General features: G+C 64.9%; 28 protein-coding genes and 2 tRNA genes. 16 read left to right on the top strand and 14 right to left on the bottom strand.

The features are described from left to right. Positions 1-819, top strand: a complete 819-nt coding sequence (gene nfo, locus KQ693_RS11065) for an endonuclease IV (RefSeq protein ID WP_267261305.1) — start codon at positions 1-3, stop codon at positions 817-819. Here nfo and KQ693_RS11070 read toward each other — a convergent pair. The 4 genes from KQ693_RS11070 to KQ693_RS11085 are packed head-to-tail and all read right to left on the bottom strand — an operon-like array spanning position 799 to position 4,749. Further along, positions 799-1,017 (bottom strand): hypothetical protein, encoded by a 219-nt coding sequence (locus KQ693_RS11070; protein ID WP_267261306.1) that lies wholly within the window; start codon positions 1,015-1,017, stop codon positions 799-801. The two genes, nfo and KQ693_RS11070, sit on opposite strands and share 21 nt — an antisense overlap. Positions 1,018-1,026: 9 nt before the next feature. After that, positions 1,027-1,686 carry a site-2 protease family protein gene (locus KQ693_RS11075; protein WP_267261307.1) on the bottom strand — a complete coding sequence of 220 codons (660 nt, stop codon included), beginning with the start codon at positions 1,684-1,686 and terminating at the stop codon, positions 1,027-1,029. Next, on the bottom strand, positions 1,683-2,288 hold the full coding sequence (locus tag KQ693_RS11080; protein WP_219758535.1) for a zinc metalloprotease: 606 nt from the start codon (positions 2,286-2,288) through the stop codon (positions 1,683-1,685). The genes KQ693_RS11075 and KQ693_RS11080 overlap by 4 nt, the downstream gene beginning before the upstream one ends. Beyond that, on the bottom strand, positions 2,263-4,749 hold the full coding sequence (locus tag KQ693_RS11085; protein ID WP_267261308.1) for a CBS domain-containing protein: 2,487 nt from the start codon (positions 4,747-4,749) through the stop codon (positions 2,263-2,265). Before KQ693_RS11085 ends, KQ693_RS11080 begins: the two co-directional genes overlap by 26 nt. Positions 4,750-4,805: 56 nt before the next feature. Between KQ693_RS11085 and KQ693_RS11090 the strand changes: the two genes are divergently transcribed. Next, positions 4,806-4,899, top strand: a tRNA-Ser gene (locus KQ693_RS11090). A 15-nt stretch (positions 4,900-4,914) separates the two neighbouring features. On the opposite strand, the gene KQ693_RS11095 is transcribed toward KQ693_RS11090, so the two are convergent. Further along, positions 4,915-6,162, bottom strand: coding sequence for a Gfo/Idh/MocA family protein (locus KQ693_RS11095; protein WP_267261309.1), 1,248 nt, complete (start codon positions 6,160-6,162; stop codon positions 4,915-4,917). Between the two features lie 219 nt (positions 6,163-6,381). Next, a tRNA-Ala gene (locus tag KQ693_RS11100) sits at positions 6,382-6,456 on the bottom strand. Positions 6,457-6,620: 164 nt separating this feature from the next. Here KQ693_RS11100 and rpsB point away from each other — a divergent pair. The 8 genes from rpsB (at position 6,621) to KQ693_RS11140 (ending at position 13,005) form a co-directional block, all read left to right on the top strand. Then, positions 6,621-7,409 carry a 30S ribosomal protein S2 gene (gene rpsB, locus KQ693_RS11105; protein ID WP_015717575.1) on the top strand — a complete coding sequence of 263 codons (789 nt, stop codon included), beginning with the start codon at positions 6,621-6,623 and terminating at the stop codon, positions 7,407-7,409. Then, positions 7,406-7,996 carry a translation elongation factor Ts gene (gene tsf / locus KQ693_RS11110; RefSeq protein WP_019550673.1) on the top strand — a complete coding sequence of 197 codons (591 nt, stop codon included), beginning with the start codon at positions 7,406-7,408 and terminating at the stop codon, positions 7,994-7,996. Before rpsB ends, tsf begins: the two co-directional genes overlap by 4 nt. Positions 7,997-8,071: 75 nt before the next feature. After that, on the top strand, positions 8,072-8,776 hold the full coding sequence (gene pyrH / locus KQ693_RS11115) for a UMP kinase (RefSeq protein WP_038029605.1): 705 nt from the start codon (positions 8,072-8,074) through the stop codon (positions 8,774-8,776). Positions 8,777-8,786: 10 nt separating this feature from the next. After that, positions 8,787-9,344 carry a ribosome recycling factor gene (gene frr, locus KQ693_RS11120; RefSeq protein WP_267261310.1) on the top strand — a complete coding sequence of 186 codons (558 nt, stop codon included), beginning with the start codon at positions 8,787-8,789 and terminating at the stop codon, positions 9,342-9,344. A 93-nt stretch (positions 9,345-9,437) separates the two neighbouring features. Beyond that, a complete protein-coding gene (locus KQ693_RS11125) occupies positions 9,438-10,268 on the top strand; it encodes a phosphatidate cytidylyltransferase (RefSeq protein WP_219758539.1) in 831 nt (276 codons plus the stop codon). Continuing rightward, the gene (gene dxr, locus KQ693_RS11130; RefSeq protein ID WP_267261311.1) at positions 10,265-11,368 is read left to right on the top strand and encodes a 1-deoxy-D-xylulose-5-phosphate reductoisomerase; all 1,104 of its coding nucleotides are present in this window, start codon (positions 10,265-10,267) and stop codon (positions 11,366-11,368) included. Before KQ693_RS11125 ends, dxr begins: the two co-directional genes overlap by 4 nt. Further along, entirely contained in the window at positions 11,365-12,375 is a 1,011-nt protein-coding gene (locus KQ693_RS11135) for a M50 family metallopeptidase (protein ID WP_267261312.1), read from the top strand. Before dxr ends, KQ693_RS11135 begins: the two co-directional genes overlap by 4 nt. Then, positions 12,376-13,005 carry a glycosyltransferase family 2 protein gene (locus KQ693_RS11140; protein WP_219758542.1) on the top strand — a complete coding sequence of 210 codons (630 nt, stop codon included), beginning with the start codon at positions 12,376-12,378 and terminating at the stop codon, positions 13,003-13,005. It begins immediately after the preceding gene. Here KQ693_RS11140 and KQ693_RS11145 read toward each other — a convergent pair. The 6 genes from KQ693_RS11145 to KQ693_RS11170 form a co-directional block, all read right to left on the bottom strand. Then, positions 13,002-13,574, bottom strand: coding sequence for a hypothetical protein (locus tag KQ693_RS11145; protein WP_267261313.1), 573 nt, complete (start codon positions 13,572-13,574; stop codon positions 13,002-13,004). The genes KQ693_RS11140 and KQ693_RS11145 overlap by 4 nt on opposite strands. Positions 13,575-13,578: 4 nt before the next feature. Beyond that, complete coding sequence (gene proC, locus KQ693_RS11150) at positions 13,579-14,364, bottom strand: pyrroline-5-carboxylate reductase (protein WP_015717584.1); 786 nt, start codon at positions 14,362-14,364, stop codon at positions 13,579-13,581. After that, entirely contained in the window at positions 14,361-15,560 is a 1,200-nt protein-coding gene (locus KQ693_RS11155; RefSeq protein WP_267261314.1) for an RsmB/NOP family class I SAM-dependent RNA methyltransferase, read from the bottom strand. The genes proC and KQ693_RS11155 overlap by 4 nt, the downstream gene beginning before the upstream one ends. Next, positions 15,557-15,829, bottom strand: coding sequence for a stage V sporulation protein S (locus KQ693_RS11160; protein WP_014515944.1), 273 nt, complete (start codon positions 15,827-15,829; stop codon positions 15,557-15,559). Before KQ693_RS11160 ends, KQ693_RS11155 begins: the two co-directional genes overlap by 4 nt. 91 nt (positions 15,830-15,920) lie before the next feature. Then, positions 15,921-16,358: a type II toxin-antitoxin system RatA family toxin gene (locus tag KQ693_RS11165; protein WP_015717586.1), complete on the bottom strand. Its 438-nt coding sequence runs from the start codon at positions 16,356-16,358 to the stop codon at positions 15,921-15,923. Positions 16,359-16,367: 9 nt separating this feature from the next. Further along, positions 16,368-16,808 (bottom strand): regulatory protein RecX, encoded by a 441-nt coding sequence (locus KQ693_RS11170; protein WP_267261315.1) that lies wholly within the window; start codon positions 16,806-16,808, stop codon positions 16,368-16,370. Positions 16,809-16,825: 17 nt separating this feature from the next. Here KQ693_RS11170 and KQ693_RS11175 point away from each other — a divergent pair, with 17 nt between their 5' ends. The 6 genes from KQ693_RS11175 to KQ693_RS11200 all read left to right on the top strand — a co-directional run bounded on the left by KQ693_RS11175 (position 16,826) and on the right by KQ693_RS11200 (position 22,910). Continuing rightward, positions 16,826-17,512 carry a metallophosphoesterase gene (locus KQ693_RS11175; RefSeq protein ID WP_038069932.1) on the top strand — a complete coding sequence of 229 codons (687 nt, stop codon included), beginning with the start codon at positions 16,826-16,828 and terminating at the stop codon, positions 17,510-17,512. Between the two features lie 4 nt (positions 17,513-17,516). Continuing rightward, on the top strand, positions 17,517-17,795 hold the full coding sequence (locus tag KQ693_RS11180; protein WP_267261316.1) for an Lrp/AsnC family transcriptional regulator: 279 nt from the start codon (positions 17,517-17,519) through the stop codon (positions 17,793-17,795). Between the two features lie 11 nt (positions 17,796-17,806). Continuing rightward, entirely contained in the window at positions 17,807-18,355 is a 549-nt protein-coding gene (locus KQ693_RS11185) for a CPBP family intramembrane glutamic endopeptidase (RefSeq protein WP_267261317.1), read from the top strand. Positions 18,356-18,477: 122 nt separating this feature from the next. Further along, the gene (locus KQ693_RS11190) at positions 18,478-20,490 is read left to right on the top strand and encodes a PrkA family serine protein kinase (protein ID WP_267261318.1); all 2,013 of its coding nucleotides are present in this window, start codon (positions 18,478-18,480) and stop codon (positions 20,488-20,490) included. Further along, positions 20,487-21,530, top strand: coding sequence for a DUF444 family protein (locus KQ693_RS11195; RefSeq protein ID WP_267261319.1), 1,044 nt, complete (start codon positions 20,487-20,489; stop codon positions 21,528-21,530). Before KQ693_RS11190 ends, KQ693_RS11195 begins: the two co-directional genes overlap by 4 nt. A 3-nt stretch (positions 21,531-21,533) precedes the next feature. Then, complete coding sequence (locus KQ693_RS11200; protein WP_267261320.1) at positions 21,534-22,910, top strand: SpoVR family protein; 1,377 nt, start codon at positions 21,534-21,536, stop codon at positions 22,908-22,910. Here KQ693_RS11200 and KQ693_RS11205 read toward each other — a convergent pair. Together KQ693_RS11205 and KQ693_RS11210 are read right to left on the bottom strand one after the other, a co-directional pair. Then, positions 22,907-23,698, bottom strand: coding sequence for a TlpA disulfide reductase family protein (locus KQ693_RS11205; protein ID WP_267261321.1), 792 nt, complete (start codon positions 23,696-23,698; stop codon positions 22,907-22,909). The two genes, KQ693_RS11200 and KQ693_RS11205, sit on opposite strands and share 4 nt — an antisense overlap. Next, positions 23,698-24,072: a rhodanese-like domain-containing protein gene (locus KQ693_RS11210; RefSeq protein ID WP_267261322.1), complete on the bottom strand. Its 375-nt coding sequence runs from the start codon at positions 24,070-24,072 to the stop codon at positions 23,698-23,700. The genes KQ693_RS11205 and KQ693_RS11210 overlap by 1 nt, the downstream gene beginning before the upstream one ends.

Below are 24,072 nucleotides of genomic sequence, written 5' to 3' on the forward strand. Positions count from 1 at the left end.
ATGGCGCGCTACGGCTTCCACCTCTCCATCGCCGGAAAAAAGGGGGTGGCCGGGGCCGTGGAGGAAGCCCAGGCCCTGGGTCTTTCCGCCTTCCAGATCTTCGCCAAAAGCCCGAGAAGCTGGAAAACCCGAGCCCTCTCCCCAAGCGAGGTGGAAACGTTTCGCGCCCTGCGGGAGATGGCCGGGGAGCTTCCCGGGGTTATCCATGCCTCCTACCTGGTAAACCTGGGAGCGGAAGGGGAGCTTTGGGAAAAGAGCGTGATGAGCCTGGCGGACGACCTAGAGAAAGCTCGCCTACTGGGCCTGGAGTACGTGGTGGTCCATCCGGGCTCTGGAGAACCCAAGCGGGTCAAGGAAGGCCTCCTGAAGGCCCTGCACCTGGCCGGGGTCAGGGAGCGCCCCACCCTCCTGGTGGAGAACACCGCCGGCGGCGGGGAAAAGGTGGGGGCTCGCTTTGAGGAGCTGACCTGGCTCATAGAGGACACGCCCTTGGGGGTCTGCCTGGACACCTGCCACGCCTATGCCGCCGGGTACGACGTGAAGGGGGATCCAAAGGGAGTTTTGAGCGAGCTGGACCGCCTCGTGGGGCTCGAGCGGGTGCCTGTGGTCCACCTGAACGACTCCGTGGGGGGCTTGGCTAGCCGCATCGACCACCACGCCCACCTCCTCCAGGGCCAGATCGGGGAAGGGCTTAAGGGCGTGCTCCTCGACCCCCGGCTGAGGGGCCGGGTCTTCATCTTGGAAACCCCAAGGAGCCCGGAGGAGGACGCCTGGAACCTGAGGATCCTGCGCACCTGGCTAGAGGAAGCCTCCCCCTAGGAAAAGGCGCAAGGCGGAAACCACCATCAGCAGAAGCCCGAGCTTAAAGGCCCGCTCTTCTCCCGAAAGCAGGCCGAGCCCTGCGGCCAGAAGGGCCAGGGGCAGGACCACCCAGTTGAGCCAGCCCAAAAGGGGCAGGAGGGCGGGGAGGAGGAGCAGGAGGGCCACCACGACCAGCACCAGGCTCAGGGTGCGCATGACCCCAGTCTAGCCGAAGAAAAAGCCAAAGAACACCCGCCGGGCCAAGCGCAACACCTCCTGGATAGGCCCCCGCAACACAGTAAGGATCAGAAGAAAGGAAAGCCAGGCGTACTGCTCCAACCGCCACAAAAGGGGTTGCCAGGAAAGGGGAAGAAGGCTCTGCAGGATCTTGGAACCATCCAAGGGGGGGATGGGCAGGAGGTTGAAGACTGCCAGGACCAGGTTAATGGAACTGGCGAAAAAGGCCGCCAGGGCCAGCAGGCCAAGCCCAGTCTGCCCCTCCCCCTGCAGGGTCATCACCACTCCCACGGGATCCAGGGCAAATAGCCCCCGAACCAGGAGGGCAAAGAGCACGGCCAAAACCAGGTTGATGACGATCCCGGCGATGGAAACCACGAAAAGCCCCAGGCGGTAGTGGCGGAAGGCCGGCGGGTAGATGGGCACGGGTTTGGCCCAGCCGAAGCCCACCAGGAGGAGAAGCACCGTTCCCAGGGGATCCAGGTGCCTTAAGGGGTTAAGGGTAAGCCTCCCTTGGCGCTTGGCGGTGGCGTCCCCGAAGAGGTAGGCCGCGTAGGCGTGGCCCAGCTCGTGAAGGACCAGGCTGAACACCAAGACAACAAAGGTCAAAAGAAAGGCCAGGGGATCCCGCTGCAAAAGAGCGATCATAGCCCGATGACCCGGTATAGCGTGGCCAAGAAGCCCGCAAGCCCTTGGACCACCGCCCCGGTAACCCCCGTATAGGAGAGCACCAGAAAGATCAGGATAAAACCCAGGGGTCCATAGGCCGCAAGCTGCTCCAGAAAGCGCCGGGCCTCATACCCGCCCACGGCGTAGAGGGCCTTGGCCCCATCCAAAGGAGGCACGGGGAAAAGGTAGATGGCAGCGTGAAGGAGCATGAGCCTTTGGGCCAGCAAAAGCCCTTCGCCGAAGGGATAGGGCAGAAAGCGGGCGAGAAGGCCATAGAGGAAGGCCGCCACAAAGAACCCTAAAGGCCCCATGAGGGCCACCATGGCCCCCTTCCTCCCGGGAAGATTCGTGAGCACGGTTCTCGGCCATCCGAAACCCAAAAGGAGCAAAAAGACCAGGCCTAAGGGTTCCAGGTGGACCTTTAGGTCCAAGGAGAGGAAACCGTAGCGGCGGGGAGCCGTATCCCCATAACGGTCCGCCAGGTAGGCCTGGAACAGGTTGTGGACCACGAGGCCAAAAACAGCAAAGGCGAAGGCCACCAGGAAGACCGGGGGGTCATTGAGGTACGGAAAAAGACCCATCGCCTATCAGTCTACGGGCTAAGGCCAGTTCCTCCTCGAAGGTCCTTACCTCCCCCCGGGCCCGCGCCTCGGCCACCTGGCGCAGGATCTCCCCCACCCTGGGACCCGGCTTCAGGCCCAGCTGCAAGAGATCCCGCCCCATGAGGACCCGCCTCTTTTCCGTAAGCCAGCCCTCCTTCTCGGGGAATAGGGCCAGAAAAACCCCGCGCAAGGGCTCCTTCCCCAAAGCCTCCTTGTCCGCCTCTTCCCAGGAGCCTTTGAGAAGAAGGGCCAAGGCCTCCTGCAACCGCTTGGGAAGCCCCAGGGCCAAGGCCTTTTCCAGGGGGTTTTCCTGGAAGTAGAGGAGAAGGAGGAGGCGGGCTTCCACCCTCGCCCGCCCAGGCGGGAACCCCTCCTCTTCCAGAGGCCCCCACCTAAGCCGTACAAAGGGGTCCCTGGGTGGAAGCTTTAGCCCGTAGAGGGGACCCAAAGCCCCGAGCTCCTCCAAAAGGGAAAGGGCCTCGAGGAAAGACTCCTCCTCCAGGGTCAAGAAGAGCTCGTCGCGCAGGCGGCTCTTGCTGGCGCCCTTGAGCACCTCGGGAAGGAGGGCTGGGGGCAAAGCCTTTAAGGCCTCCTCGGAAAAACGGAAGGCCAACCGGGCGGCCAGGCGCGCCCCCCGGACGATGCGGCTCGGGTCCTCCACGAAGGAAAGGGGATGAAGGGGACGGAGGAGGCGATTCCTCAGATCCTCGAGGCCCCCATAGGGATCCAAAAGCTCTAAGGTGGCCAAGGACAGGGCCATGGCGTTCACCGTGTAATCCCGCCTCTCCAGGTCCTTGGCGATGGGGGCCGGACGCACCTGGGGTAAGGCGCCGGGATAGGGGTAGACCTCCTCCCGGCTTTCCGCCAGGTCCACGGTAAGGCCGAAACTCACGTGCACCCGGGCGGTGCCGAAGGCATAGTGGAGGCCAAAGCTACCCCCGAAGCGCTCCACCAAAAAGCGGGCCACCTCCCCTACCCTGACCCCCGGTTCCAGAACCAGGTCCAGGTCGGGGCCCGACCGGTCCAAAAGGGCATCCCGCACCGCCCCCCCCACCAGGTAGATCCCTTGCGGGAACGCCTCCCTAAGGGCCAGAACCACCCGCCTGGCCCCTTCGGGCAAGGCTTCCAGGATCCGCTCCCCCAGGGGCTTCTCCAAAGCGGGCTTCTTGCGGTAGAGGTCGGTACGGGTGAAGATCCCAAGAAGCTTAACGCCCTCCCCCAACCTCTCCCCCACCAGAACCCTTCCCCCTCCCGCCTTCAGGTGGGGCTCCACCTCGGAAAGGGGGGTCTCCGGAGGCAGGACAAGGGCCCGGGCCAAAAAGCCCTCCACGGGATGTTCCGCCAGGCCGAGCCTTTCCGCCTTCCTGAGGTCCCTTCTCCGGGCCAGGCCCAAGACCCGCACCCTTCCCCCCTCCAGGGGCTCCACCACCGGCATGGCCCCGTACCCCCGCTCCTCCAGGATCCGCAAGGCTTCCCGCACGGTGGTGGGGCGCAGGGTTTCCACTGGCGCGGACATGACCTCGGCTAGGGTGGGCTCGGGCTCCAGGTACTGGGGAAGGCTTTCTAGAAGGCGCCGCACCGCATTGCGTACCCCCCGCACCCGGGCAAAGGCCGCCCGGGGGTGCCCCCCACCTCCCACCTGGGAAAGCCAGCGGCCCACATCCAACCGCTCCCGGCTCCGGGCGATGAGGAGGACCTCCCGGGATAGCCGAAGCACCAGCAACACCCCATGGGCCTCGTGCAGGTCCAAAAGAGCATGGGCAAGGGGGGCCAAGGCCGGCACATAGCCCTCCTCTTGGGCCCGGGCGAGGAGGAGCCGGAACCCCTGCCGTTCCACCACCTTGGCGGTGCGGATAAGGCTCTTCAGAACCTCCCGGGCCTCCGCTCCCAGCTGGGGCCGCACCCACTCCCGCACCCGGGGGATCTCCGCCCCTTGCTGGGCTAAAAAGTAAGCGGCCTCGAGGTCCTGGGGCGTGGTGGAGGGAAAGCTGAACCCCCCGGTATCCTCCCAGATCCCCGCATAGGCCAAGGTGGCCTCCAAGGGCGTGAGGGTCAGGCCCCGCTCCCGGATCAGGGGAACCAGGAGGCTCACCGTGGCCCCCACCTGGGCCACCCTCCCCCCCACCGCAGGCACATCCCCCGGTGCCCGGGGATGGTGATCGAAGACCAAAAAGGGCACCCGCCCCACCAGGGCCTTAAAGGGTCCGATGCGCTCGGGCCGGGCGTTGTCCACCAGGACCACCTCGGTCACCCTTTCCACGGGGATCTCCGCAGCCGGTACCAGATCCAGACGATCCTCCAAAAGGGGGGCGATCTCCTTCAAGGGCCCCTCGAGGCCCCCAATCAAGGCCAGAACGCTTCCCGGAAAGAGCCTTCCCGCCAGGACCATGGAGCCCAGGGCGTCAAAGTCCAGGTTCTCGTGGGCCACCACCACCCGCACACCTTCAGCTTACTTGACGATAAAAACGGGCCTTGTTAAACTCAGGCTTGGCACTTGGAGAGGTGCCCGAGTGGCTGAAGGGACACGACTGGAAATCGTGTAGGCGGGCTTAAACCTGCCTCGCGGGTTCGAATCCCGCCCTCTCCGCCAAAGATCCCCTGCCCTTCAGGGCAGGGGATTGTCTACTTGAACCACCCGCCCCTCCCTCCTGGCCTCCTCCGCCAGGAAGGTGAGCCGGTGGGCCTGCACCGCCTCGGAAAAAGGCTCCACAAGGCTTTCGTCCTCCCGGGTTAGGGCCTCCAGGAAGGTCCGCACCAAACCCAGGTCCCCACCCCCGTGCCCGCTTCGGATGGAGCCCTCCCGTTCCGTCTCCAGGTCAAAGACCCTCTCCCCCTCCCCGAACCGGTAGAGCCTCAGGTACCTCCCGTCCCCAAAGAGCTCCCCCCGGGTGCCGAAGATCCGGGTTTCCCGAAACCGCATCCGGCTTAGGCCTTCCACGTGCAAGCTGGCCGTGCATCCGTCCCGGTATCCCAGCATCACCACCTGGTGGTCCGCCACGTCGTTTTTCCCCAGGTACACGCACTCCCCGTAGGGACCCTCCGCCAGGGCCATTACCAGGTTCTCCCAGGTCACCGGGTAGGCCACCACGTCCAGGGGCCAGCCCCTTTCCCCCTTCTCGTAGGCTTCCAGGTAGATGCGCCTGGCGGAGAAGGGGCAGTTCCTCTCCACCTCCTCCGGGCATTCCAGGCATCGGGAGGCCGCCTTATTAGGTCGGTTCTCGGGGCGGAAGTGGAAAAGCCCCCCGAAGGAGGCCACCCGGTTCACCTCCCCCGGCATCACGAAAAGCAGCCAGTCCAGGTCGTGCACGCTCTTGGCCAGGAGAAAGGGGCTGGACTCCTCTTCCCTTCGCCAGTTTCCCCGCACGAAGCTGTGGGCGTAGTGCCAGTGGCCCACGGGTTCCAGGTGCTGGACAGACACCACCTCCCCCACGGCTCCTTCCCTTAAGAGCCCCTTCAGGGCCCGGGCGTAAGGGGTGTAGCGAAGCACGTGGGCCACGGCCACCAGGCGTCCGGTGCGTTCCTTGGCCTGGGCCACCCGTTCCACCTCGGCCCAGGTGGGGGCGATGGGTTTCTCCAACAGAAGGTGGTAGCCCTTCTCCATCAGGGCCACCGCCGCCTCGGCGTGGAGCCGGTCGGGCAGGGCGATGACCGCCGCCTCCCCCAGAAGGGGAGCCTCCAGAACCTCCCGCCAGTCGGCAAAGGTCCGCTCCACGGAGAAGGCTTCCCGGAAGGCCTGGAGGCGCTCGGGGCGGGGGTCCGCTACCCCGGCGATACGGGCGCCCAGGACGTGGGCGTGGTGGGCATAGGCCATGCCGCGGTTGCCCGCTCCTAGGAACACCAGGCTGGGGGCCATGGCTCCATCCTGCCATGGCCCGCCCCCTTTGGAAAAGGCCCGAAGAGCGATTCCAAGGCCTTTTCACCCAACAGCCGCCCGATCGCGCCTAAGGGCCCAAACCCAAGGGCCCCAGCCTGCCGGGGATGCGAGCCCAAAACCAACCCATAAGCCCTCGAGAAGCAGTAAAAACCACCCCCCGGCCACGCTACCGGGGGGTAAAGCTTTGTGTCCTGGACTTGGTGGAGCGGAGGGGATTTGAACCCCTGACCTCCCGCTTGCAAGGCGGGTGCTCTCCCTCTGAGCTACCGCCCCAAGCCTAGGGGAGTATAGCCCAAAAGGGGGGGTTACGCAAAGCCCCTTTTCCCCCTATAATCGGGAAGGTGTGCCGGGCCAGCCCGTAGGCAGGGGAAGGTCCTGCGGGAAAGAGGACGGCACACAGGAAACGCCAAGCCCAACCTTCCCCGAATGGGAGGAATATGCCTGTAAACATCAGCATCAAGGAGCTTCTTGAGGCAGGGGTTCACTTCGGCCACGAGCGCAAGCGCTGGAACCCCAAGTTCAGCCGCTATATCTACGCGGAGCGCAACGGCATCCACATCATCGACCTGCAGAAGACCATGGTGGAGCTGGAGCGCACCTTCCGCTTCCTCGAGGACCTGGCCATGCGGGGAGGCACCATTCTCTTCGTGGGCACCAAGAAGCAGGCCCAGGACATCATCCGCATGGAAGCGGAGCGGGCGGGGATGCCCTACGTGAACCAGCGCTGGCTGGGTGGGATGCTCACCAACTTCAAGACCATCTCCCAGCGGGTGAACCGCCTGGAGGAGCTGGAGAACCTCTTCGCCTCCCCGGAGATCCAGGACCGGCCCAAGAAGGAGCAGGTGCGCTTGAAGCACGAGCTGGACCGCCTGCAGAAATACCTTTCGGGCTTCCGCCGTCTGAAGCGCCTTCCTGACGCCATCTTCGTGGTGGACCCCACCAAGGAGGCCATCGCCGTGCGGGAGGCCCGTAAGCTCTTCATCCCCGTGGTGGCCCTGGCGGACACCGACTCCGACCCCGAGCTGGTGGACTACATCATCCCCGGCAACGACGACGCCATCCGCTCCATCCAGCTCATCGTCTCCCGGGCCGTGGACCTCATCATCCAGGCCCGGGGCGGGGTGGTGGAACCCTCCCCCTCCTACGCCCTGGTGGAGGAGGCCGAGAAGGCGGAAGCCCAGGTCCAGGGGGAATCCGACTTCGGCGAGGACGAGGTGGAAGCATGAGCCAGATGGAACTCATCAAGAAGCTGCGCGAGGCCACGGGGGCCGGCATGATGGATGTGAAGAAGGCCCTCGAGGACGCTGGCTGGAACGAGGAAAAGGCCGTCCAGCTCCTCCGGGAGCGGGGGGCCATGAAGGCGGCCAAGAAGGCGGAGCGAGAGGCTCGGGAAGGGGTTATCGGCCACTACATCCACCACAACCAGCGGGTGGGGGTCCTGGTGGAGCTCAACTGCGAGACCGACTTCGTGGCCCGGAACGAGATCTTCCAGAACCTGGCCCGGGACCTGGCCATGCACATCGCCATGATGAACCCCCGCTATGTCTCCGCCGAGGAGATCCCCGCTGAGGAGCTGGAGAAGGAGCGGCAGATCTACATCCAGGCCGCCCTCAACGAGGGCAAACCCGCCCAGATTGCGGAGAAGATCGCCGAGGGCCGCCTGAAAAAGTACCTGGAGGAGGTAGCCCTTCTGGAACAGCCCTTCGTCAAGGACGACAAGATCCGGGTGAAGGAGCTGATCCAGGAGGCCATCGCCAAGACCGGGGAGAACATCGTGGTACGGCGCTTCTGCCGCTTTGAGCTGGGAGCATAGACCATGCGGCAAACCGGGGCCCTTACCCAAAGGGGCCCCGGTTTTGTTAAATCAGGTTGTGGGGCCAGATAAGCCATGAAGTACAAAAGGGTTCTCCTTAAACTCTCCGGCGAGTTTCTGACCGCAAATGGCTTCGGCATCGAACCCGAGGCCACCAAGGCCTTGGCCAAGGAGATCAAGGCCGCCTACGACACGGGAGTCCAGCTGGCCATCGTGATCGGGGCGGGGAACCTCTGGCGGGGAGCAAGGCAGGGGGTGGGTATGGACCGGGCCACCGCCGACTATATCGGCATGCTGGCCACCATCATGAACGCCCTAGCCCTGCAAGACGCCCTGGAGTCCCTGGGGATCCCCACCCGGGTCCAGACCGCCCTCACCATCACCCAGGTGGCCGAGCCCTACATCCGCAGGCGGGCCCTGCGCCACCTGGAGAAGGAACGCATCGTCATCTTCGGCGGGGGGACGGGCAACCCCTTCTTCTCCACGGACACCGCCGCCGCCCTAAGGGCCCTGGAGGTGGGGGCCGAGGTGGTCCTCATGGCCAAGAACAAGGTGGACGGGGTTTATTCCGATGACCCCCGGAAGAATCCCAACGCGGTGCGCTTTGACGAGCTCACCTACCTCGAGGTCTTGAACCGGGGCCTTCAGGTCATGGACACCACCGCCATCACCCTGTGCATGGAAGCGGGGCTTCCCATCGTGGTCTTTGACATCTTCAAACCCGGCGCCCTGGTGGGTATTATCCAGGGGGAAAAGGTGGGTACCCTGATCCACACCTGAAGGAGGTGCCATGAGCCTGAAAGAGCTTTACGCGGAAACAAGGGCGCACATGCAAAAGAGCCTCGAGGCCCTGGAGCACAACCTGGCGGGCCTCCGTACCGGGCGGGCCAACCCCGCCCTTCTCCTCCACCTCAAGGTGGAGTACTACGGCACCCATGTGCCCCTGAACCAGATCGCCACCGTAACCGCCCCCGACGCCAAGACCCTGGTGGTGCAGTCCTGGGACCAAAACGCCCTGAAGGCCATAGAGAAGGCCATCCGTGACTCGGACCTGGGCCTGAACCCTGCCAACAAGGGGGATGCCCTCTACATCAACATTCCCCCCCTCACCGAGGAACGGCGCAAGGAGCTGGTGAAAACCGCCCGCCACTACGCCGAGGAGGGGCGGATCGCCATCCGCAACGTCCGGCGTGAGGCCCTGGAAAAACTCAAGAAACTCTCCAAGGAACTCCACCTCTCGGAGGACGATACCAAGCGAGCGGAGGCCGAAATCCAGAAGATCACCGACGAGTTCATCGCCAAGGCCGACGAGCTTCTGGAGAAGAAGGAGCAGGAAATCCTAGGCTAGGAAGCCCCTTAGGACCCACCTTTTGTCTGCTGTGGACGGCTTGCCCAAATCTTATGGGCCCCTTACCCGGGGGCCCACGGGGAAGGAGGGGTGATGGAGGGCAGGGACGACCTGCCCACCCGGGTCTTCTCCGCCCTGGTAGGGGTCCTTTTGCTCCTATGGGTGCTCTGGGGGGGACTCGCCCTAATCCTGCCCACCCTGGTTTTTGTCCTGTGGCTGGGGAGCCTGGAGCTTAGGGACATGCTGGCCAAAAGGGGCATCCGCTTGAATCTGCCCTTCCTGGTGGGCGGAGGGGTACTCCTCTTCCTCTTCTCCTTGCCCCAGCTCTACTGGCACTTCCCCCAGGTGCCCTGGCGGGAGGTGGCCCTGGGGCTTTTCCTGTTGGGAAGCTTCAGCCATGAGCTGCTCAAGGGAGCCGACCTCACGCGCTTCGCCTTCACCCTCATGGCCTTTTTGTACCTGCCCTGGAGCCTGGGGTATGTTCTCCTCCTGCGGGAAACCCCGGACGGCACCCTGGGCCTTTGGACCCTTTCCCTGCCCCTGGTGGCCAGCTTCGCCACCGACATCGGCGCCTACTTCGTGGGCCGGACCCTGGGCCGGCAAAAGCTGGCCCCGGAAATCTCCCCCGGCAAGACGGTGGAAGGCTCTTTGGGGGGGATTGCGGTAAGCTTCCTGGCCCTGGCCCTCTACACCGGGCTGGTGCGGGAGGTCTTCCCCTTCGGCCTATTGGAACTTTGGCTTTTCAGCCTCCTCCTTTCCCTGGCCGCCCAGCTTGGGGACCTGGTGGAGTCCATGCTGAAGCGGTACTGTGGGGTGAAGGACTCGGGGCACTTCCTTCCCGGCCACGGCGGCCTTCTGGATAGGATCGACAGCCTTCTCTTCACCTTCCCCCTCACCTACTTTTTGGTGGTGCTCTTCACATGAAACGGGTGGTGATCCTGGGCTCCACGGGTTCCATAGGGCGGCAGGCCCTCGAGGTGTGCCGCTGGCGGGGTTACCGGGTGGTGGGGCTTGCCGCCGGGCAAAACCTGGAGGAGCTCTCCCGGCAGATCCAGGAGTGGAGGCCCCTCCTGGTGGCCGCCCACGAAAGCCTCCACGGGGAGCTAAAGGCTCGCTTCCCCGGGCTAAGGCTTGGCACCCCGGAGGAGGTAGCGTCCTTGGAGGCGGAGGTGGCCGTGGCCGCCATTCCGGGCCTTGCAGGGCTTGGTCCCACCTGGGCTGCGGCCAGAACAGGAAAACGCCTGGCCCTGGCCAACAAGGAAGCCATGGTGGCGGCGGGGCCCCTCCTCTGGCAGGAGGTGGAAGCCCAGGGGGCCGAGATCCTCCCCGTGGACTCCGAGCACTCGGCGCTTTTCCAGGCCCTTTTAGGGGAAAGGTGGGAGGATGTGGCCGAGCTCATCCTCACAGCAAGCGGAGGACCCTTCCTTTGGGAGCCTGAGGATCTCTCCCAGGTCACCCCAGCCATGGCCTTAAACCATCCCCGCTGGCGCATGGGCCCCAAGGTGACGATAGACTCGGCCACCCTCTTCAACAAGGGCCTCGAGGTCCTCGAGGCCAAGGAGCTTTTTCGCTTTCCCCTGGAGAAGATCAAAGTCCTGGTTCACCCCCAGGCCTATGTCCACGGCCTGGTCCGCTTCGTGGACGGTAGCCTCAAGGCCCAACTGGGCCCCACGGACATGCGCCTTCCCATCCAGTACGCCCTCACCTACCCCGAAAGGGCGGAAACCCCTTTCCAGGACCTCCCTATCCCCGGGGTGCTGGAGTTTTTCGAGCCGGACCTAAAGCGCTTCCCCGCCCTGGCGGTGGCCTACGAGGCGGGAAGGCGGGGTGGGGTAGCCCAAGTAGCGGTTTCCGCCGCCGACGAGGTGGCGGTGGAGGCCTTTCTTTCCGGAAAGATCCCCTTCACTGAGATCCCAAAGATCCTGGCCCGGGTCCTGGAAAACACCCCTTCCCTTCCCCTAACATGGGAGAACCTCTTCGCCGTGGATGCCTGGGCCCGGGAAGAGGCCAAGAGGTGGGCATGAGCCTGTTCTGGTTTTTGATCATCATCGGCGTGAGCATCTTCGTGCACGAGCTGGGGCACTACCTGGCGGCACGGGTCCAAGGGGTGCGGGTCAAGGCCTTCAGCCTGGGCTTCGGCCCCGTCCTTCTCAGGCGGCAGGCCTGGGGAACGGAGTGGCGGCTTTCCGCCATTCCCCTGGGGGGGTACGCGGACATCGAAGGCCTCCTCCCGGAGGAGCGGGGCCGGGGATACGATATCCTTCCCTTCCCGGGGAAGCTTGTGGTCCTGGTGGCCGGGGTCGTCATGAACGTCCTCCTGGCCTGGGGACTCCTTGCCTACCTCTTCAGCGCCCAAGGGGTGCCGGAGGCCACGGGAAGGGCGGTGATCCTGGAAGTCCTCCCGGGGAGCGTGGCGGAAGAAGCGGGGCTACGGGCCGGCGACATCCTGGTGGCCGTGGACGGGACACCCCTCGCCCAAGCCCAGGGGCTTGAACGGGTGAAGACTCCAGGCAACCACACCCTCACCGTGCGCCGTCAGGGCCAGGAGCTCACCCTCTCCCTCACCTGGCAGGAAGGCATGGAGCGGCTTGGGGTGGTGTACCAGCCCGAGGTAGCCTTCCGCAAGGTGGGTTTCCTCAAGGGCCTTACCCTGGCGGTGAGCCGCTCCTTGGCCTTCGGACCCCAGATGGTGAAGGCCCTGGTGGGAGGGCTTTTGGGGGTGCTGGCCGGGAACCCGGATAGCGGGGTAGTGGGCCCGTTGGGTATCGTGGCGGAAACAGGCCGGGCAGCCCAAGAGGGGCCTTTCCGTCTCCTGGAGCTCACCGTGGCCATCAACCTCTCCCTGGCCCTCTTCAACCTTTTACCCATTCCTGCCCTGGATGGCGGGCGTATTCTCCTCCTCTTCCTCTCCCGTTTCCTCCGCATCCGCCCCGAGCAAGAGGCCATGGTCCACTACCTGGGCTTCGTCTTCCTCATCCTCCTGGTCATCCTGGTCACCTTCCAGGACCTAAGACGGCTTCTCGGGGGCTAGATGGAGGCCACGGTCCTCATCCCTGCCTACAACGAGGAGGCCACCATCGCAGGGGTGGTGCGGGTAGCCAAGGAGGCAGGTTTCCCCGTGGTGGTGGCCGATGACGGCTCAGAGGACCGCACCGCCCAGGAGGCAGCCAGGGCTGGAGCCCAGGTGGTGCGCCTGCCCCACAACCGGGGTAAGGGCGGGGCCATCGCCGAGGGGCTCAAACGGGTGAACACCCCCTTGGTCCTCCTCCTGGATGCGGATCTTCTGGGTCTTGCCCCGCACCATCTGGAGTCCCTGCTGGACCCTGTGGCAAAGGGGAAGGCGGAGATGACGGTGGGCGTCTTCCAAGGGGGAAGGCTTTCCACGGATCTCGCCATGCGCCTTACCCCCTTTCTCTCCGGACAGCGGGCCCTGAAGACGGAGGATTTGCGAAGGGTGCCGGGCCTCGAGGGTGCCCGATACGACCTGGAACTCCTCCTCACCCGCCACGCCAAAAAGGCGGGCTGGCGGGTCCTCTACCTGCCCCTTCCTGGGGTGAGCCAGGTGATGAAGGAGGAAAAGCGGGGGCTTCTACCGGGATTTCTCCACCGCCTGCGCATGTACCGGGAAATCCTGCGCTATTACCTCAAGGCCAAGGCTTAGGGCCCCTGCCTGGGCGTAAGGGCCTGTGGGAGCCTTAAAAGCTCCACCCAGGCCTCCCCGGTGCGGTAGGCCACCACCCCGAGGCCCGGAACCAGGAAGATCTCCTTGAGGTCCGTACCCCCTTTCTCCGTGGTGTAGGCCACCCGCACCCGGTAGGCGTTGAAGGCCCCGGCCTTCACCCTTACCCCTTCGATTCCCTCCACCCGGGCGGAAAGGGCCACCCGCTGCCCGCGAAACCGGGCGCTTCCCCCCCAGGAAAGCCCCGGGTCCAGCCTCGAGGGATAGAGAAGAAGAGGGGGCGTAAAGGGAAAATACCCCTCGGGCAGGCCCACCCCCAGGAGAAAAAGCCCCTCGGTTCCCCCTTTGAGCCGGTCCTCCCGGAACACGCGCCCCTCCTTCCAGTAGCGAAGGCGATACCCCTCCTGGGTGGGAAGAAGCTCCTGCTGGGTGCCATCGGAGTACAGGTACCGTCCCCCTCCCTGGGGAAAGACCTGGCCGAGAGCCAGGGAAAGGAACACCGGCACCGCCCAGAGGAACCGCCAAAGCCCCCTGCCCTTAGCCCTTTCCATACCCTTACTCCGCCTCTCCCAGCTCGTGCCCGCGACGGGTGGCGGCCTCCACCGCCTCGTAGAAGGCAGCTCTCAAGGAGCGGGCCTCGAGGGCATGGAGGCCGTGGATGGTGGTTCCCCCGGGGCTGGCCACCTCGTCCTTGAGCTGGGCGGGATGACGGCTTTTCAAGAGCTCCCCCGTGGCCGCCAGGGCCTCCGCCGCCAGGCGCAGGGCCAGGGCCCGGGGCATACCCATCTTCACCCCAGCATCGGCCAAAGCCTCCGCCACCACCGCCAGATAGGCGGGGGCGGAAGCGGACATGGCAGTGAAGGGGTCAAAGAGGTGCTCGGGGATCTCGTACACATCCCCCACGGTGGCGAAAAGGGACCGGGCAAACTCCAGGTCCCCTGCCTCCCGGGCCTCCCTCAAGGCGGTAAGGGCGGTGGAGCTCTCCCCGATCACCGCCGCCAGGTTGGGCATAGCCCGCACCACCCGCCGGGTATCCAGCCTGCGGGAAAGCACCGCCGTGGATACCCCGGCCATGATGGAGATGTATCCCACCCCGGGGTGGGCGATCTCCGGGGCCAGATGGGGAAAATCCCGGGGCTGGACCGCCAAAAGCACCCGCTCCGCCTGGGCGAGTTCCTTAAGCGCTAAAGGACGAAGGCCAAAGGCCTCGGCCAGCTCCCGGGTGCGCTCCGGGGTGCGGCCCACCACCCCCACCTCCCCGGGCCTGAGGAAACCCCGGTCCAAGGCTCCCTTCAGGATGCTTTTCCCCATCTTGCCCAGGCCCACGAACACCAGCTTCATGATCTAGAGTTTACCTTCCGCAGGCGCAGGTAATAAAACCCATCCAGGCCTCCCTCCGGGGCCACATAAACACCCAGGCCCGACCGAAGCGCAGGAAAGGGGCAGGCTATGGGCTCCGGCACAAACTCCGGGTGCCGGGCAAGAAAGGCCCGGGCCACCCCCTCCCCTTCCTCCTCCGTCAGGGTGCAGACGCTATACACCAGCACCCCCCCTTCCTCCGTGGCCCGGGCAGCGGTCTCCAGAAGCCTAAGCTGCAACTCCGCCATGCGCCTCGGATCTTCTGGAGCCAGGCGGTAGCGGAGCTCGGGATGGCTCCGGAAAGTGCCGGTTCCGGTGCAAGGAGCGTCCAGAAGAACCTTTTTGGCCTTCTCGGAAAGAGGTTCCCTCAGGTCCTGGGTGCGGTAGATGACCCTCAGGCCCAGCTTCCTCGCCGTCTTCTCCCCTGCCTCCTGGCGCCTGGGGTTCAGGTCGTAGGACACCACCTCCGCCCCCTTGGCGGCCAGGTAAAAGGCCTTAAGCCCCGCACCCCCGCACAGGTCCAGCACCTTTTCTCCGGGGACAGGGCTAAGAAGCTGGGCGGCAAAGAGGGAAGCGGGGTTTTGGGGCTGGAGGCCTAAAGCAGAAAAGTCGGTTTTCCCTCCCTCCCAGAGGTAGCTATCAGGGATGGGCCCTGGCTTCAATCCCTCCACGGAGCGGTACGCGGTGACGAAGAGGGGAGCGGGCTCGTTGAACCCCTCGGCGAAGGCCACCTGGCCGAAGAATCCTTGCCAGGCTTGGCAAAGCCAGTCGGGCAGGCTGAGGCGTACGCACTCCGGGGCCTCCCGCAGGCTCAAACGACGGAGCACGGCGTTGACCAGGCCGGCGAGGCGCGGGGAAACCTTTTTGGCCTCCTCCACCCAGGGGCTCACCCGGGCATGGTCCGCCTTGCCCGCAAGCCACTCCCAGGCCCCCAGGCGCAGGATCCAGCGCACCTGGGGAGGAAGCCTCTCCGGCTTCCTGAGGTGGGGCTCCAAGAGAAAGTCCAAATACCTCAGGCGGCGCAGGACCCCGTACACCAGGTGGGTGGCGTAGGCCCTGTCCCGCTCGGGCCAGGACAGGCGGTCCAGAGCCCGGTCCAAAAGCAGCTGGGCCCTGCCGCCCCGCTCCACCTCGAGGAGGATGCGAACGGCCAGGGCCCTGGGGCTTTCCGGCCTCAAGACTCCAGGGGATGGGCCTTGATGCTGAACTTAAGGGCGGTCCGCTCCTCGTTCTCCAGGTCCAGCTTGACGAAGGCCGGCTTGACCACCAGGTCCAGGTTGTCGGGGGCGATGTACCCCCGGGCGATGGCGATGGCCTTCACCGCCTGGTTCACCGCCTGGGGCCCGATGGCCTGCACCTCCACCTCCCCCTTGGTGCGCAAGAGCGCCGCTATGGCGCCGGCCACGGAGTTGGGGCGGGACTTGGAAGACACGCGCAACGTTTCCACTTTGACCTCCTGAAAGCTCTTGGGCCACCCCGCTTTGGAAGGACATGGGCGGCTTCAGGCCCATGGTAGAGCAAAAGGGCCCCATGTGCAACTAGGAAGCCAGAACCCGTTCCTCCAGACCCTTAAGAAGGCTTTCTATGTTCTCCTGCATGAGCTTTTGCACCAGCTTCTGCAAAAGCCCCCCGAAGATGGGGATGGTGAGCTCATAGGTCAGGCTCAGGACCACCCGGGTCCCCTCCCCCTCCGGCAGGAAGACCCAGGTGCCCTCGTACCGGTCAAAATCCCCTTCCGGGGAGTAAAAGCGGTTCCTTAGGTTCTGGTCGTCCCACTCCTCCTCCTCCAGCCAGCGCACCTTCTTGCCCATGGCCACCGCCACCCATTCGCTTCGGGTGCGGTTGCCCTCCTGGGAGAGCACCTTGAGGCTTTCCACCTCCTTGAGGTAGGGCTTCAAGCCCTCCAGATCCTTGGCCAGGGCATACACCTTTTCCGCTGGCGCCTTGATCAAGCGTTCCGCGCGCACCTCGGGCATGGGCTCTTTTTACCCGCTTTCCTCCTCCTTGACAAGCCGGTAGGCCTCTAGTGCCACGGAAAGGGGAAAACCCCGGCCCTGAAGGAAGCGCACCGCCTTGGCCTTGTGCTGGCGGCGGGGGTAGCGGCGGAGGACTTTAAGCGCGGCCTCCAGGCTCTCCTCCTCCCCATAGGCGGCAAGGACTTCCTCCACTACCTCCTCCGGAACCCCCTGGGCTTTCAGGAGAAACCGGAGCTTATGGGGGCCGTACTTTCGCCTGCTGGCCACGAAGGTTTCCGCAAAGGCCCGGTCGTCCAGATAGCCCAGCTCCTCGAGGCGGGCCAAGGCTCCTTCCACCTCTCCCTCAGGAAAGCGGCCGAGAAGCTTCTCCCGCAAGCGAGCCCGGCTCATGGCCCTTTGGGAGAGGAGCCTTAAGGCATAGGCCAGGGCCTCAGCCTTTTCCATACCCATAGGGTACGCTAAAGCCCATGCGGGTCTTCGCCATCGCCGACCCCCACCTCTCCCGCCTGCACCCCAAGCCCATGACCATCTTCGGCCCCAACTGGCAGGGCCACCCGGAGGCCTTCTTCCGGGGCTGGCGGGAGGTGGTGGCGGAGGGGGACCTGGTGATCGTCCCGGGGGACATCTCCTGGGCCATGCGCCTGGGGGAGGCCCTGCCGGACCTCCTGGACCTGGCCGCCCTGCCTGGCAAAAAAGTGCTCCTGAAGGGGAACCACGACTACTGGTGGCCCTCCATAACCCGCCTGAGGGCCGTTTTGCCCGAGGGCATGTACGCCCTGCAAAACGATGCCCTGGTCCTGGACGGGGTGGCGGTGGCGGGAAGTAGGGGCTGGCAGTACCCCCCCGCCACCCCGGAGGACGAGCGGATCTTCGCCCGGGAAGTGGAGCGGCTCAAGCTCTCCCTACAGGACCTCAAGGGCAAACCCTACCGCCACCTGGTGGTGGCCTTCCACTTTCCCCCCTTCGGCCCCAAGGGGGAGGCTACCTCCCTTCTGGAGCTGGCCGCGGAGGCCAAGCCCCAGGCCATCGTCTACGGCCACCTGCACGGGGCCGACCCAGAAAAGCTTCCCAAGGAGTACCGGGGCATTCCCCTCCACCTGGTGGCCGCCGATGCCCTGGCCTTCCGACCCAAGCTGATCCTGGAGGTAGGATAAAGGGGTGATCACCGCCTTCGTACTCATCCGTGCCCGCGGGGACCGGATCGCCACCCTGGGCGAGGCCATCGCCGAACTCCCCCAGGTGGCTGAGGTCTACTCGGTTACGGGCCCCTTCGACCTGGTGGCCCTTTTGCGCCTGCAGGACCTCGAGGAACTGGACGATGCCGTCACCCAGGGGATCCTAGCCCTGGAAGGGGTGGAGCGCACGGAGACCCTCCTGGCCTTCCGCGCTTACCCCAAGAAGCTCCTGGACCAGGGCTTCGCCCTGGGCGGGGAGTAGGCCCTAAGGCCTTGGTTCCCCCGCCCCTGGGCTTCCTCCTGGCCCTCCAAGGAGGGCTACTCCTCCTTGGGGCTTCGGGCATGCTCCTCTTGGGCCTTCCCTTCGGCCAGGCAGGCCCCAAGGAGCTTTTCTGTGCCCTGGGCCTCTTCCTGGCCTTGGCCGCTTTGGAGGAAGCCTTCCGGCACCTTTTCCCCGCTTCCTTCCAGGAGGCGGAAAACCTCCACCGGGCCTTGGGAGAGGCCCTGCGCCGGGCTGGGGTAGGACCCGCAATCCTCCTTCTCCTCGCCCTCCTTTCGGGGGTAGCAGAGGAGGTCTTCTTCCGAGGGCTTCTGCAAAGCCTCCTCATGGCCTGGCTGGGGCCCTCGGGGCTCTTCCTCCAGGCCCTGGCCTTCGCCCTCCTTCACCCCGCCCCCAGGCGGGCCCTTGCCTACCCGGTATACACCGGGCTTGCCGGGCTCCTTTTCGGGCTCACCTACCTTGTCACCGGAAGCCTTCTCCCCGGCATCCTGGCCCACTTCCTCCACAACGCCCGGGGGTTCTACGAGATCTCAAGAAGCTAGAAAAGCTTAGCGCAAAACCCCTTCCCCGGCTAGAACCAGGGCCACATTCTCCGCCCAGAATCTGCTACAATAAAGGCATAGCTATCAAAACCCGTCCCTAGCCGGTATGAAGGAGGGCGTCCATGAACGAACTGGAGCGCATCCGTCGCCGTCAAGACCTCGAGGCCTACCGGGCCCTGAGCTGGGAAGGCTCCTTCGCCGACTATCTAGGCCTTCTCAAGAAGGACCCCAGGCCCTTGAGGACCAGCTTCCAGCGGGTCCACGACATGATCCTCTCCTACGGGGTGGAGGAGTATACCCTCTTCAGGGAAAAGCTCCTCCATTACCGCTTCTTCGAGGACCCCTTCGAAGGGGGAAAGGACGCCATCTTCGGCCTGGACAAGCCCCTCATGCGCCTGGTGGCCACCTTAAAGGCCGCCGCCCACCGCCTGGGGCCCGAACGGCGGATCCTCCTCCTCCACGGTCCCGTGGGCTCGGCCAAGAGCACCATCGCCCGGCTTCTCAAGAAGGGCCTCGAGGCCTACAGCCGCACGGAGGAGGGAAAGCTCTTCACCTTCTATTGGAAGACCAAGGAAGGCCCCCTTCCCTGCCCCATGCACGAGGAGCCCCTCCTCCTCCTGCCCAAGGAGATCCGAAACGAGTTTCTCGAGGAGCTTAAGCACCTCCATCCCGAGTACCCCTACCCCCTCGAGCTGGAGGGGGATCTCTGCCCGGTCTGCCGCTTCCAGATGCGGGAGGCCTTGGCCCGCCACGGTGGGGATCTGGCCAAGGTGCTGGAGGAGGAGATCGTGGTGAAGCGCCTGGTCCTTTCGGAAAAGGACCGCATCGGCATCGGCACCTTCCAGCCCAAGGACGAAAAGAACCAGGACTCTACCGAGCTCACCGGGGACATCAACTACCGCAAGGTGGCCATCTACGGCTCCGACTCCGACCCCAGGGCCTTTAACTTCGACGGGGAACTCAACATCGCCAACCGGGGCCTGGTGGAGTTCATCGAGATCCTCAAGCTGGACGTGGCCTTCCTCTACGACCTCCTCACCGCCAGCCAGGAGCACAAGATCAAGTCCAAGAAGTTCGCCCAGACGGATATAGATGAGATTGTGCTTGGGCACACGAACGAGCCTGAGTACCGAAAGCTCCAGGCCAACGAGTACATGGAGGCCCTCAGGGACCGCACCATCAAGATCGACGTCCCCTACATCCTTCGGGTTTCCGACGAGGTGAAGATCTACCAGCGGGACTTCAGCAAGGTCAGGGCCAAGCACATCGCCCCCCATACCCTGGAGATGGCCGCCACCTGGGCGGTCCTCACCCGGCTGGAGCCTCCCAAGCGGGCGGGGCTCACCCTCATGCAGAAGCTCAAGCTCTACGACGGCAAGCTCCTTCCCGGCTGGACAGAGGAGGCGGTGCGGGAGCTCATGGCCGAGGCCAAGCGGGAGGGCCTCGAGGGCATCAGCCCCCGCTACATCCAGGACAAGATCTCCAACGTCCTGGTCACCTCGGAGGAACCCTGCATCAACCCCTTCATGGTGATGAACGAGCTGGAAGAGGGCCTCAAGCACCACTCCTTGATCTCCGACGAGAAAACCCGGGAACGCTACAAGGCCCTTCTGCAGGAGGTCAAGGCCGAGTACGCGGAAATCGTGAAGAACGAGGTGCAAAGGGCCATCGCCGCCGACGAGGAGGCCCTAAACCGCCTCTTCCACAACTACATCGACCACGTAAAGGCCTATGTCCTGGGGGAAAAGGTGAAAAACCCCTACACCGGTGCCCCCGAGCCCCCCAACGAAAGGCTCATGCGCTCCATAGAGGAACGCATAGAGATCCCCGAGTCCCGCAAGGACGACTTCCGCCGGGAGATCATGAACTATATTGGCGCCCTGGCCCTGGAGGGAAGGCAGTTCACTTACAAGGACAACGAAAGGCTCCGCCGGGCCCTGGAGCTCAAGCTCTTCGACGACCAGAAGGACACCATCCGCCTCTCCGCCCTGGTCTCGGGGGTGGTGGACCCGGAGACCCAGGCCAAGATCGACGTGGTCAAGGCCCGCCTCATCCGCGACCACGGCTACTGCGAGCACTGCGCCAGCGGGGTTTTGGAGTTCGCCGCCTCCATCTTCGCCCGGGGTGAGCGATGAGGCCCATTGAGCGCGACCTTCTGCGCTTTAAGGAGATCGTTCGCGGGGAGGTGAAAAAACGGGCCCGGGAGTTTTTAACCCGGGAGGAGCTCTTCGGCCAGGTGGAAGGCCGCCTGGTCTCTATACCCCTGCCCCAGCTGGAGCTTCCCAAGATCGTCTACGGGGAACCCCTGGGGGAAGACCTGGGCCTTGGGCGTCCGGGGACGGAAAGCCTGGGCCCTGCGGGCCACGTGCCCGTGGCCGAGCTGGAGCTGGAGGAGTTTTTGGACCTGGTGGGCGAGGCCCTGCGCCTTCCCCGGCTCAGGCCCAAGGGGGAAGGGGAGGTCACGGAGGAGGCCTTCCGCTACACCACCATCGCCCGCAAGGGGCCAAGGGGCCTGCGCCACGTGCGCCGCACCCTCAAGGAAAGCCTCAAGCGGGCCCTCATCACCGGGGAGTACCGCCCGGAGGAACCCCTTTTGGTCCCCGAGCGGGAGGACCTCCGCTACAAGGCCCCGAGGAGCAAGCCCAGGCCCCACGCCCAGGCGGTGGTCCTCTTCGCCCTGGACGTTTCGGGGAGCATGCGGGAGGAGGAGCTTAGGCTGGTGAAGACCCTCTCCTTCTGGATCACCCTCTGGATCAAGCGCCACTTCCCCCGCCTGGAAAGGCGCTACCTCCTGCACGACGCCGAGGCCTGGGAGGTAACGGAGGAGGAGTTCTTCCGGGCCCGGGAAGGCGGGGGTACCCGGCTTTCCAGCGCCCTCCTCCTGGCGGAGGAGATCCTGAAGCGCTACCCGGAGGCCTTTTACAACCGCTACCTTTACCACTTCTCCGACGGGGAGAACTGGCAGGGGGACACCCCCGTGGCCCTCGAGGCCCTAAGGCGCCTCCTCCCCACCCTGGCCCTCTATGGGTATGCCCAGGTGCAGGGGCCCTACGGCCAGGGGCGGTTCCTTGAGGACCTGAAGGAAGCCCTGGGCAAGGAGGAAGGGCTCGCCGCCATGGAGGTACACGGCAAGGAGGATCTGCCCCTGGCCCTTAGGCGGCTTTTGGGAGGCTGAAGGATGCGCAAGGAACTGAGGCGCTGGACCGAGATCCTCAGGGAAAGAGCCCTGGCGGAAGGGCTTTCCTTTCCCCCGGTGCTCTTTGAGGAGGTGGGTCCGGAGGAGATGGCCATGCTGGCCGCCTACGGGGGCTTTCCCCGACGCTATTCCCACTGGCGCTTCGGCAGCGAGTACCTGCGCTACCGGGAAACCTACCGCTATGGCCTCGGGCGCATCTACGAGCTGGTGGCCAACACCTATCCCGTACACGCCTACCTCCTCAAGGGCAACACCCTTCTCGCCCAGAAGCTGGTCATGGCCCACGTCTACGCCCACGCCGACTTCTTTCACCACAACCTGGCCTTCAAACCCATCCCCAAGGACATGGAAGCGGAGATGGCCCACCATGCGGCCTTTGTGGAAAAGGCCATGGAGCGGCATGGGGCGAGAAGCGTGGAGGAGTTTCTGGACCTAGCCCTTTCCCTGGAAAACCTCATCGATCCCCACGCCCTCTACATCCAAAGGCAGGCGGGGGAGGATAAGGAGGAAAGACCCCCTGACCGCCTCCAGGTACGCCCCTACCTGGATCCCTACGTGAACCCTCCTCCAGCGCCTCCCAAGGAAGCCGAGGAGGGGGCAAGCCCAAGCCCCCTCCCCCCAAGGCCCACCCGGGACATCCTGGGCTTTCTGGCCCGGCACGCCCCCTTGGCCCCTTGGCAGAAGGGCATCCTGGAGATCATCCGGGAGGAGAGCCTGTACTACGTCCCCCAGGCCGCCACCAAGATCCTCAACGAGGGCTGGGCCACCTACTGGCACACCCGCCTCCTCCTTCCCCTCCTCTCCCCGGAGGAAGCCCTGGAGTTCGCCGAGCTCCAGGCCGGGCTTCTCGCCCCACACGGCTTTAACCCTTACCGCCTGGGCTACCTGCTCCTAAAGGAGGTGGAGGAACGCTGGGATAAGGGGCGGTTCGGCCCCGAGTACGAGGCCCTGCCCCTAGGGGAGCGGCTCACCTACGAGAGGCCCACCGGCCTGGGGCTCAAGCAGCTTTTCCAGGTGCGAACCGTCCACACGGACCTGAGCTTCCTGGATAGTTTCCTGACCCCCGAGTTCGCCCTCCGGCAGAGGCTCCTCAACCCCGAGGACCTTCCCCGCTTCGCCGAGGCCAAGAAGGCCCTCCTCTTCCGCCTCACCAACGGGGGCTACCCCATCGTGGAGCTGGTGGACGCCAACTACGGGAACCGGGGAGAGCTTCTTCTGGAACACGCCTACGAGGGCGTGGAGCTGGACCTGAAAAAGACCCAGGCGGTGCTGGAGAACCTCTACCGCCTGTGGGGCCGGCCGGTGCACCTGAAGACGGTGGTGGGGGAGAAGGAAACCCTGCTTTCCGCGGGAAGCTAGCGCAAAACCCTCAGGTACCCAAGAAGAAGGGCCTCGGAAAGCTCCCCCAGGTGCCGGGCCACCAGGCGCCCCTCCCGGTCAAAGAAAAAGGTGGTGGGGAGGCCTTGGGTCTTCAGGAGCTGGGAAAGCTGAGTTTCCGGATCCAGGAGAACCCACTCGGCGGCCAGCCTCTCTTCCTCCAAAAAGTTCCGCACCACCGCCGGCCCCTCCCCTTGGCTGGCGAAGGCGAAGCGCACCTCGGGGTGCTCCTGGCTCAGGCGCACCATCATGGGTAGCTCCCGCCGGCAAGGAGGGCACCAGGTGGCCCAGAGGTTCAGGACCAGGGGCTTACCCCGGAAGTCCTGAAGGTCCACCCGAGTACCCCCCAGGGTGGTGAGGGTGAGGGAGGGCAGGCGCACCTCCTCCCCTCCTCGCCTCTGTACCAGGAAGACCCCAAAGACCAAGCCCGCCGCCAATGCAGAGAACAAAGCATACCGCCAAAGGTTCTTGGGCAATGCCATCAGCGTATACCCCCCCGCAGCCAGGATACCCCAAAGGGGGTCAAACCCCCCTTGCCACACATAGAGGATGGAAAGGGGATCCCGGGCGTAAACGGAAGCGTTCTCCAGAACAAAGCCAATTCGGGCTCCAAGAAAACCCGCAAGGATGGCGTTGTAGGTCCACGGGGCAAGCCTCCGGTCCACCCTTCGGGCCAGGACCTCGGCCACCGCCACCATGGCCAGAAGGGCCAGGAACACCTGGAACCTGGCCCAGGGAATGGCGAAGGGCCCTACCTGCACCGCATCCATCAGCGAACCAGGGGGAAGCCTTCCCTCTGGATGGCCAGGATCCCGCCCTCGAGGTTGTAGAGGTTGGTGTACCCCTTCCGCTTCAGGTACTCCGCCGCCTGGCGGCTGCGGTTCCCGCTATGGCAGTAGAGGTAGACCGGCTTGTCCTTGGGAAGGGTATCCGCCCACTGAGCGACGGCTTCCACCGGGAGGTTGATGGCCCCGGGGACGTGCCCCTCGGCAAACTCCTGGGGGGTACGCACGTCCACCACCATCGCCCCCTGGTCCACCGCCTGGTAAAGCTCCCTCGGGCCGATGTTCTGGTAGCTTCCCTTGGGCCCGCAGGCCGCCAGGGCCAAAAGGGCGAAAAACCCGAGAAGCGCCCGCCGGGTCAT

This window comes from Thermus brevis, assembly GCF_026427635.1.
In the GTDB taxonomy this organism is placed as follows: Bacteria; Deinococcota; Deinococci; order Deinococcales; family Thermaceae; genus Thermus; species Thermus antranikianii.

Coding starts and splice junctions, on each gene's coding strand:
- KQ693_RS11170 (WP_267261315.1), bottom strand. CDS start 16,808: ATGGGTATGGAAAAGGCTGAGGCCCTGGCCTATGCCTTAAGGCTCCTC.
- frr (WP_267261310.1), top strand. CDS start 8,787: ATGAGCCTGAAAGAGCTTTACGCGGAAACAAGGGCGCACATGCAAAAG.
- KQ693_RS11125 (WP_219758539.1), top strand. CDS start 9,438: ATGGAGGGCAGGGACGACCTGCCCACCCGGGTCTTCTCCGCCCTGGTA.
- KQ693_RS11210 (WP_267261322.1), bottom strand. CDS start 24,072: ATGACCCGGCGGGCGCTTCTCGGGTTTTTCGCCCTTTTGGCCCTGGCG.
- KQ693_RS11205 (WP_267261321.1), bottom strand. CDS start 23,698: ATGGATGCGGTGCAGGTAGGGCCCTTCGCCATTCCCTGGGCCAGGTTC.
- KQ693_RS11195 (WP_267261319.1), top strand. CDS start 20,487: ATGAGGCCCATTGAGCGCGACCTTCTGCGCTTTAAGGAGATCGTTCGC.
- dxr (WP_267261311.1), top strand. CDS start 10,265: ATGAAACGGGTGGTGATCCTGGGCTCCACGGGTTCCATAGGGCGGCAG.
- KQ693_RS11080 (WP_219758535.1), bottom strand. CDS start 2,288: ATGGGTCTTTTTCCGTACCTCAATGACCCCCCGGTCTTCCTGGTGGCC.
- KQ693_RS11165 (WP_015717586.1), bottom strand. CDS start 16,358: ATGCCCGAGGTGCGCGCGGAACGCTTGATCAAGGCGCCAGCGGAAAAG.
- KQ693_RS11190 (WP_267261318.1), top strand. CDS start 18,478: ATGAACGAACTGGAGCGCATCCGTCGCCGTCAAGACCTCGAGGCCTAC.
- proC (WP_015717584.1), bottom strand. CDS start 14,364: ATGAAGCTGGTGTTCGTGGGCCTGGGCAAGATGGGGAAAAGCATCCTG.
- rpsB (WP_015717575.1), top strand. CDS start 6,621: ATGCCTGTAAACATCAGCATCAAGGAGCTTCTTGAGGCAGGGGTTCAC.
- KQ693_RS11070 (WP_267261306.1), bottom strand. CDS start 1,017: ATGCGCACCCTGAGCCTGGTGCTGGTCGTGGTGGCCCTCCTGCTCCTC.
- KQ693_RS11175 (WP_038069932.1), top strand. CDS start 16,826: ATGCGGGTCTTCGCCATCGCCGACCCCCACCTCTCCCGCCTGCACCCC.
- KQ693_RS11140 (WP_219758542.1), top strand. CDS start 12,376: ATGGAGGCCACGGTCCTCATCCCTGCCTACAACGAGGAGGCCACCATC.
- KQ693_RS11075 (WP_267261307.1), bottom strand. CDS start 1,686: ATGATCGCTCTTTTGCAGCGGGATCCCCTGGCCTTTCTTTTGACCTTT.
- KQ693_RS11200 (WP_267261320.1), top strand. CDS start 21,534: ATGCGCAAGGAACTGAGGCGCTGGACCGAGATCCTCAGGGAAAGAGCC.
- nfo (WP_267261305.1), top strand. CDS start 1: ATGGCGCGCTACGGCTTCCACCTCTCCATCGCCGGAAAAAAGGGGGTG.
- KQ693_RS11135 (WP_267261312.1), top strand. CDS start 11,365: ATGAGCCTGTTCTGGTTTTTGATCATCATCGGCGTGAGCATCTTCGTG.
- KQ693_RS11145 (WP_267261313.1), bottom strand. CDS start 13,574: ATGGAAAGGGCTAAGGGCAGGGGGCTTTGGCGGTTCCTCTGGGCGGTG.
- KQ693_RS11095 (WP_267261309.1), bottom strand. CDS start 6,162: ATGGCCCCCAGCCTGGTGTTCCTAGGAGCGGGCAACCGCGGCATGGCC.
- pyrH (WP_038029605.1), top strand. CDS start 8,072: ATGAAGTACAAAAGGGTTCTCCTTAAACTCTCCGGCGAGTTTCTGACC.
- tsf (WP_019550673.1), top strand. CDS start 7,406: ATGAGCCAGATGGAACTCATCAAGAAGCTGCGCGAGGCCACGGGGGCC.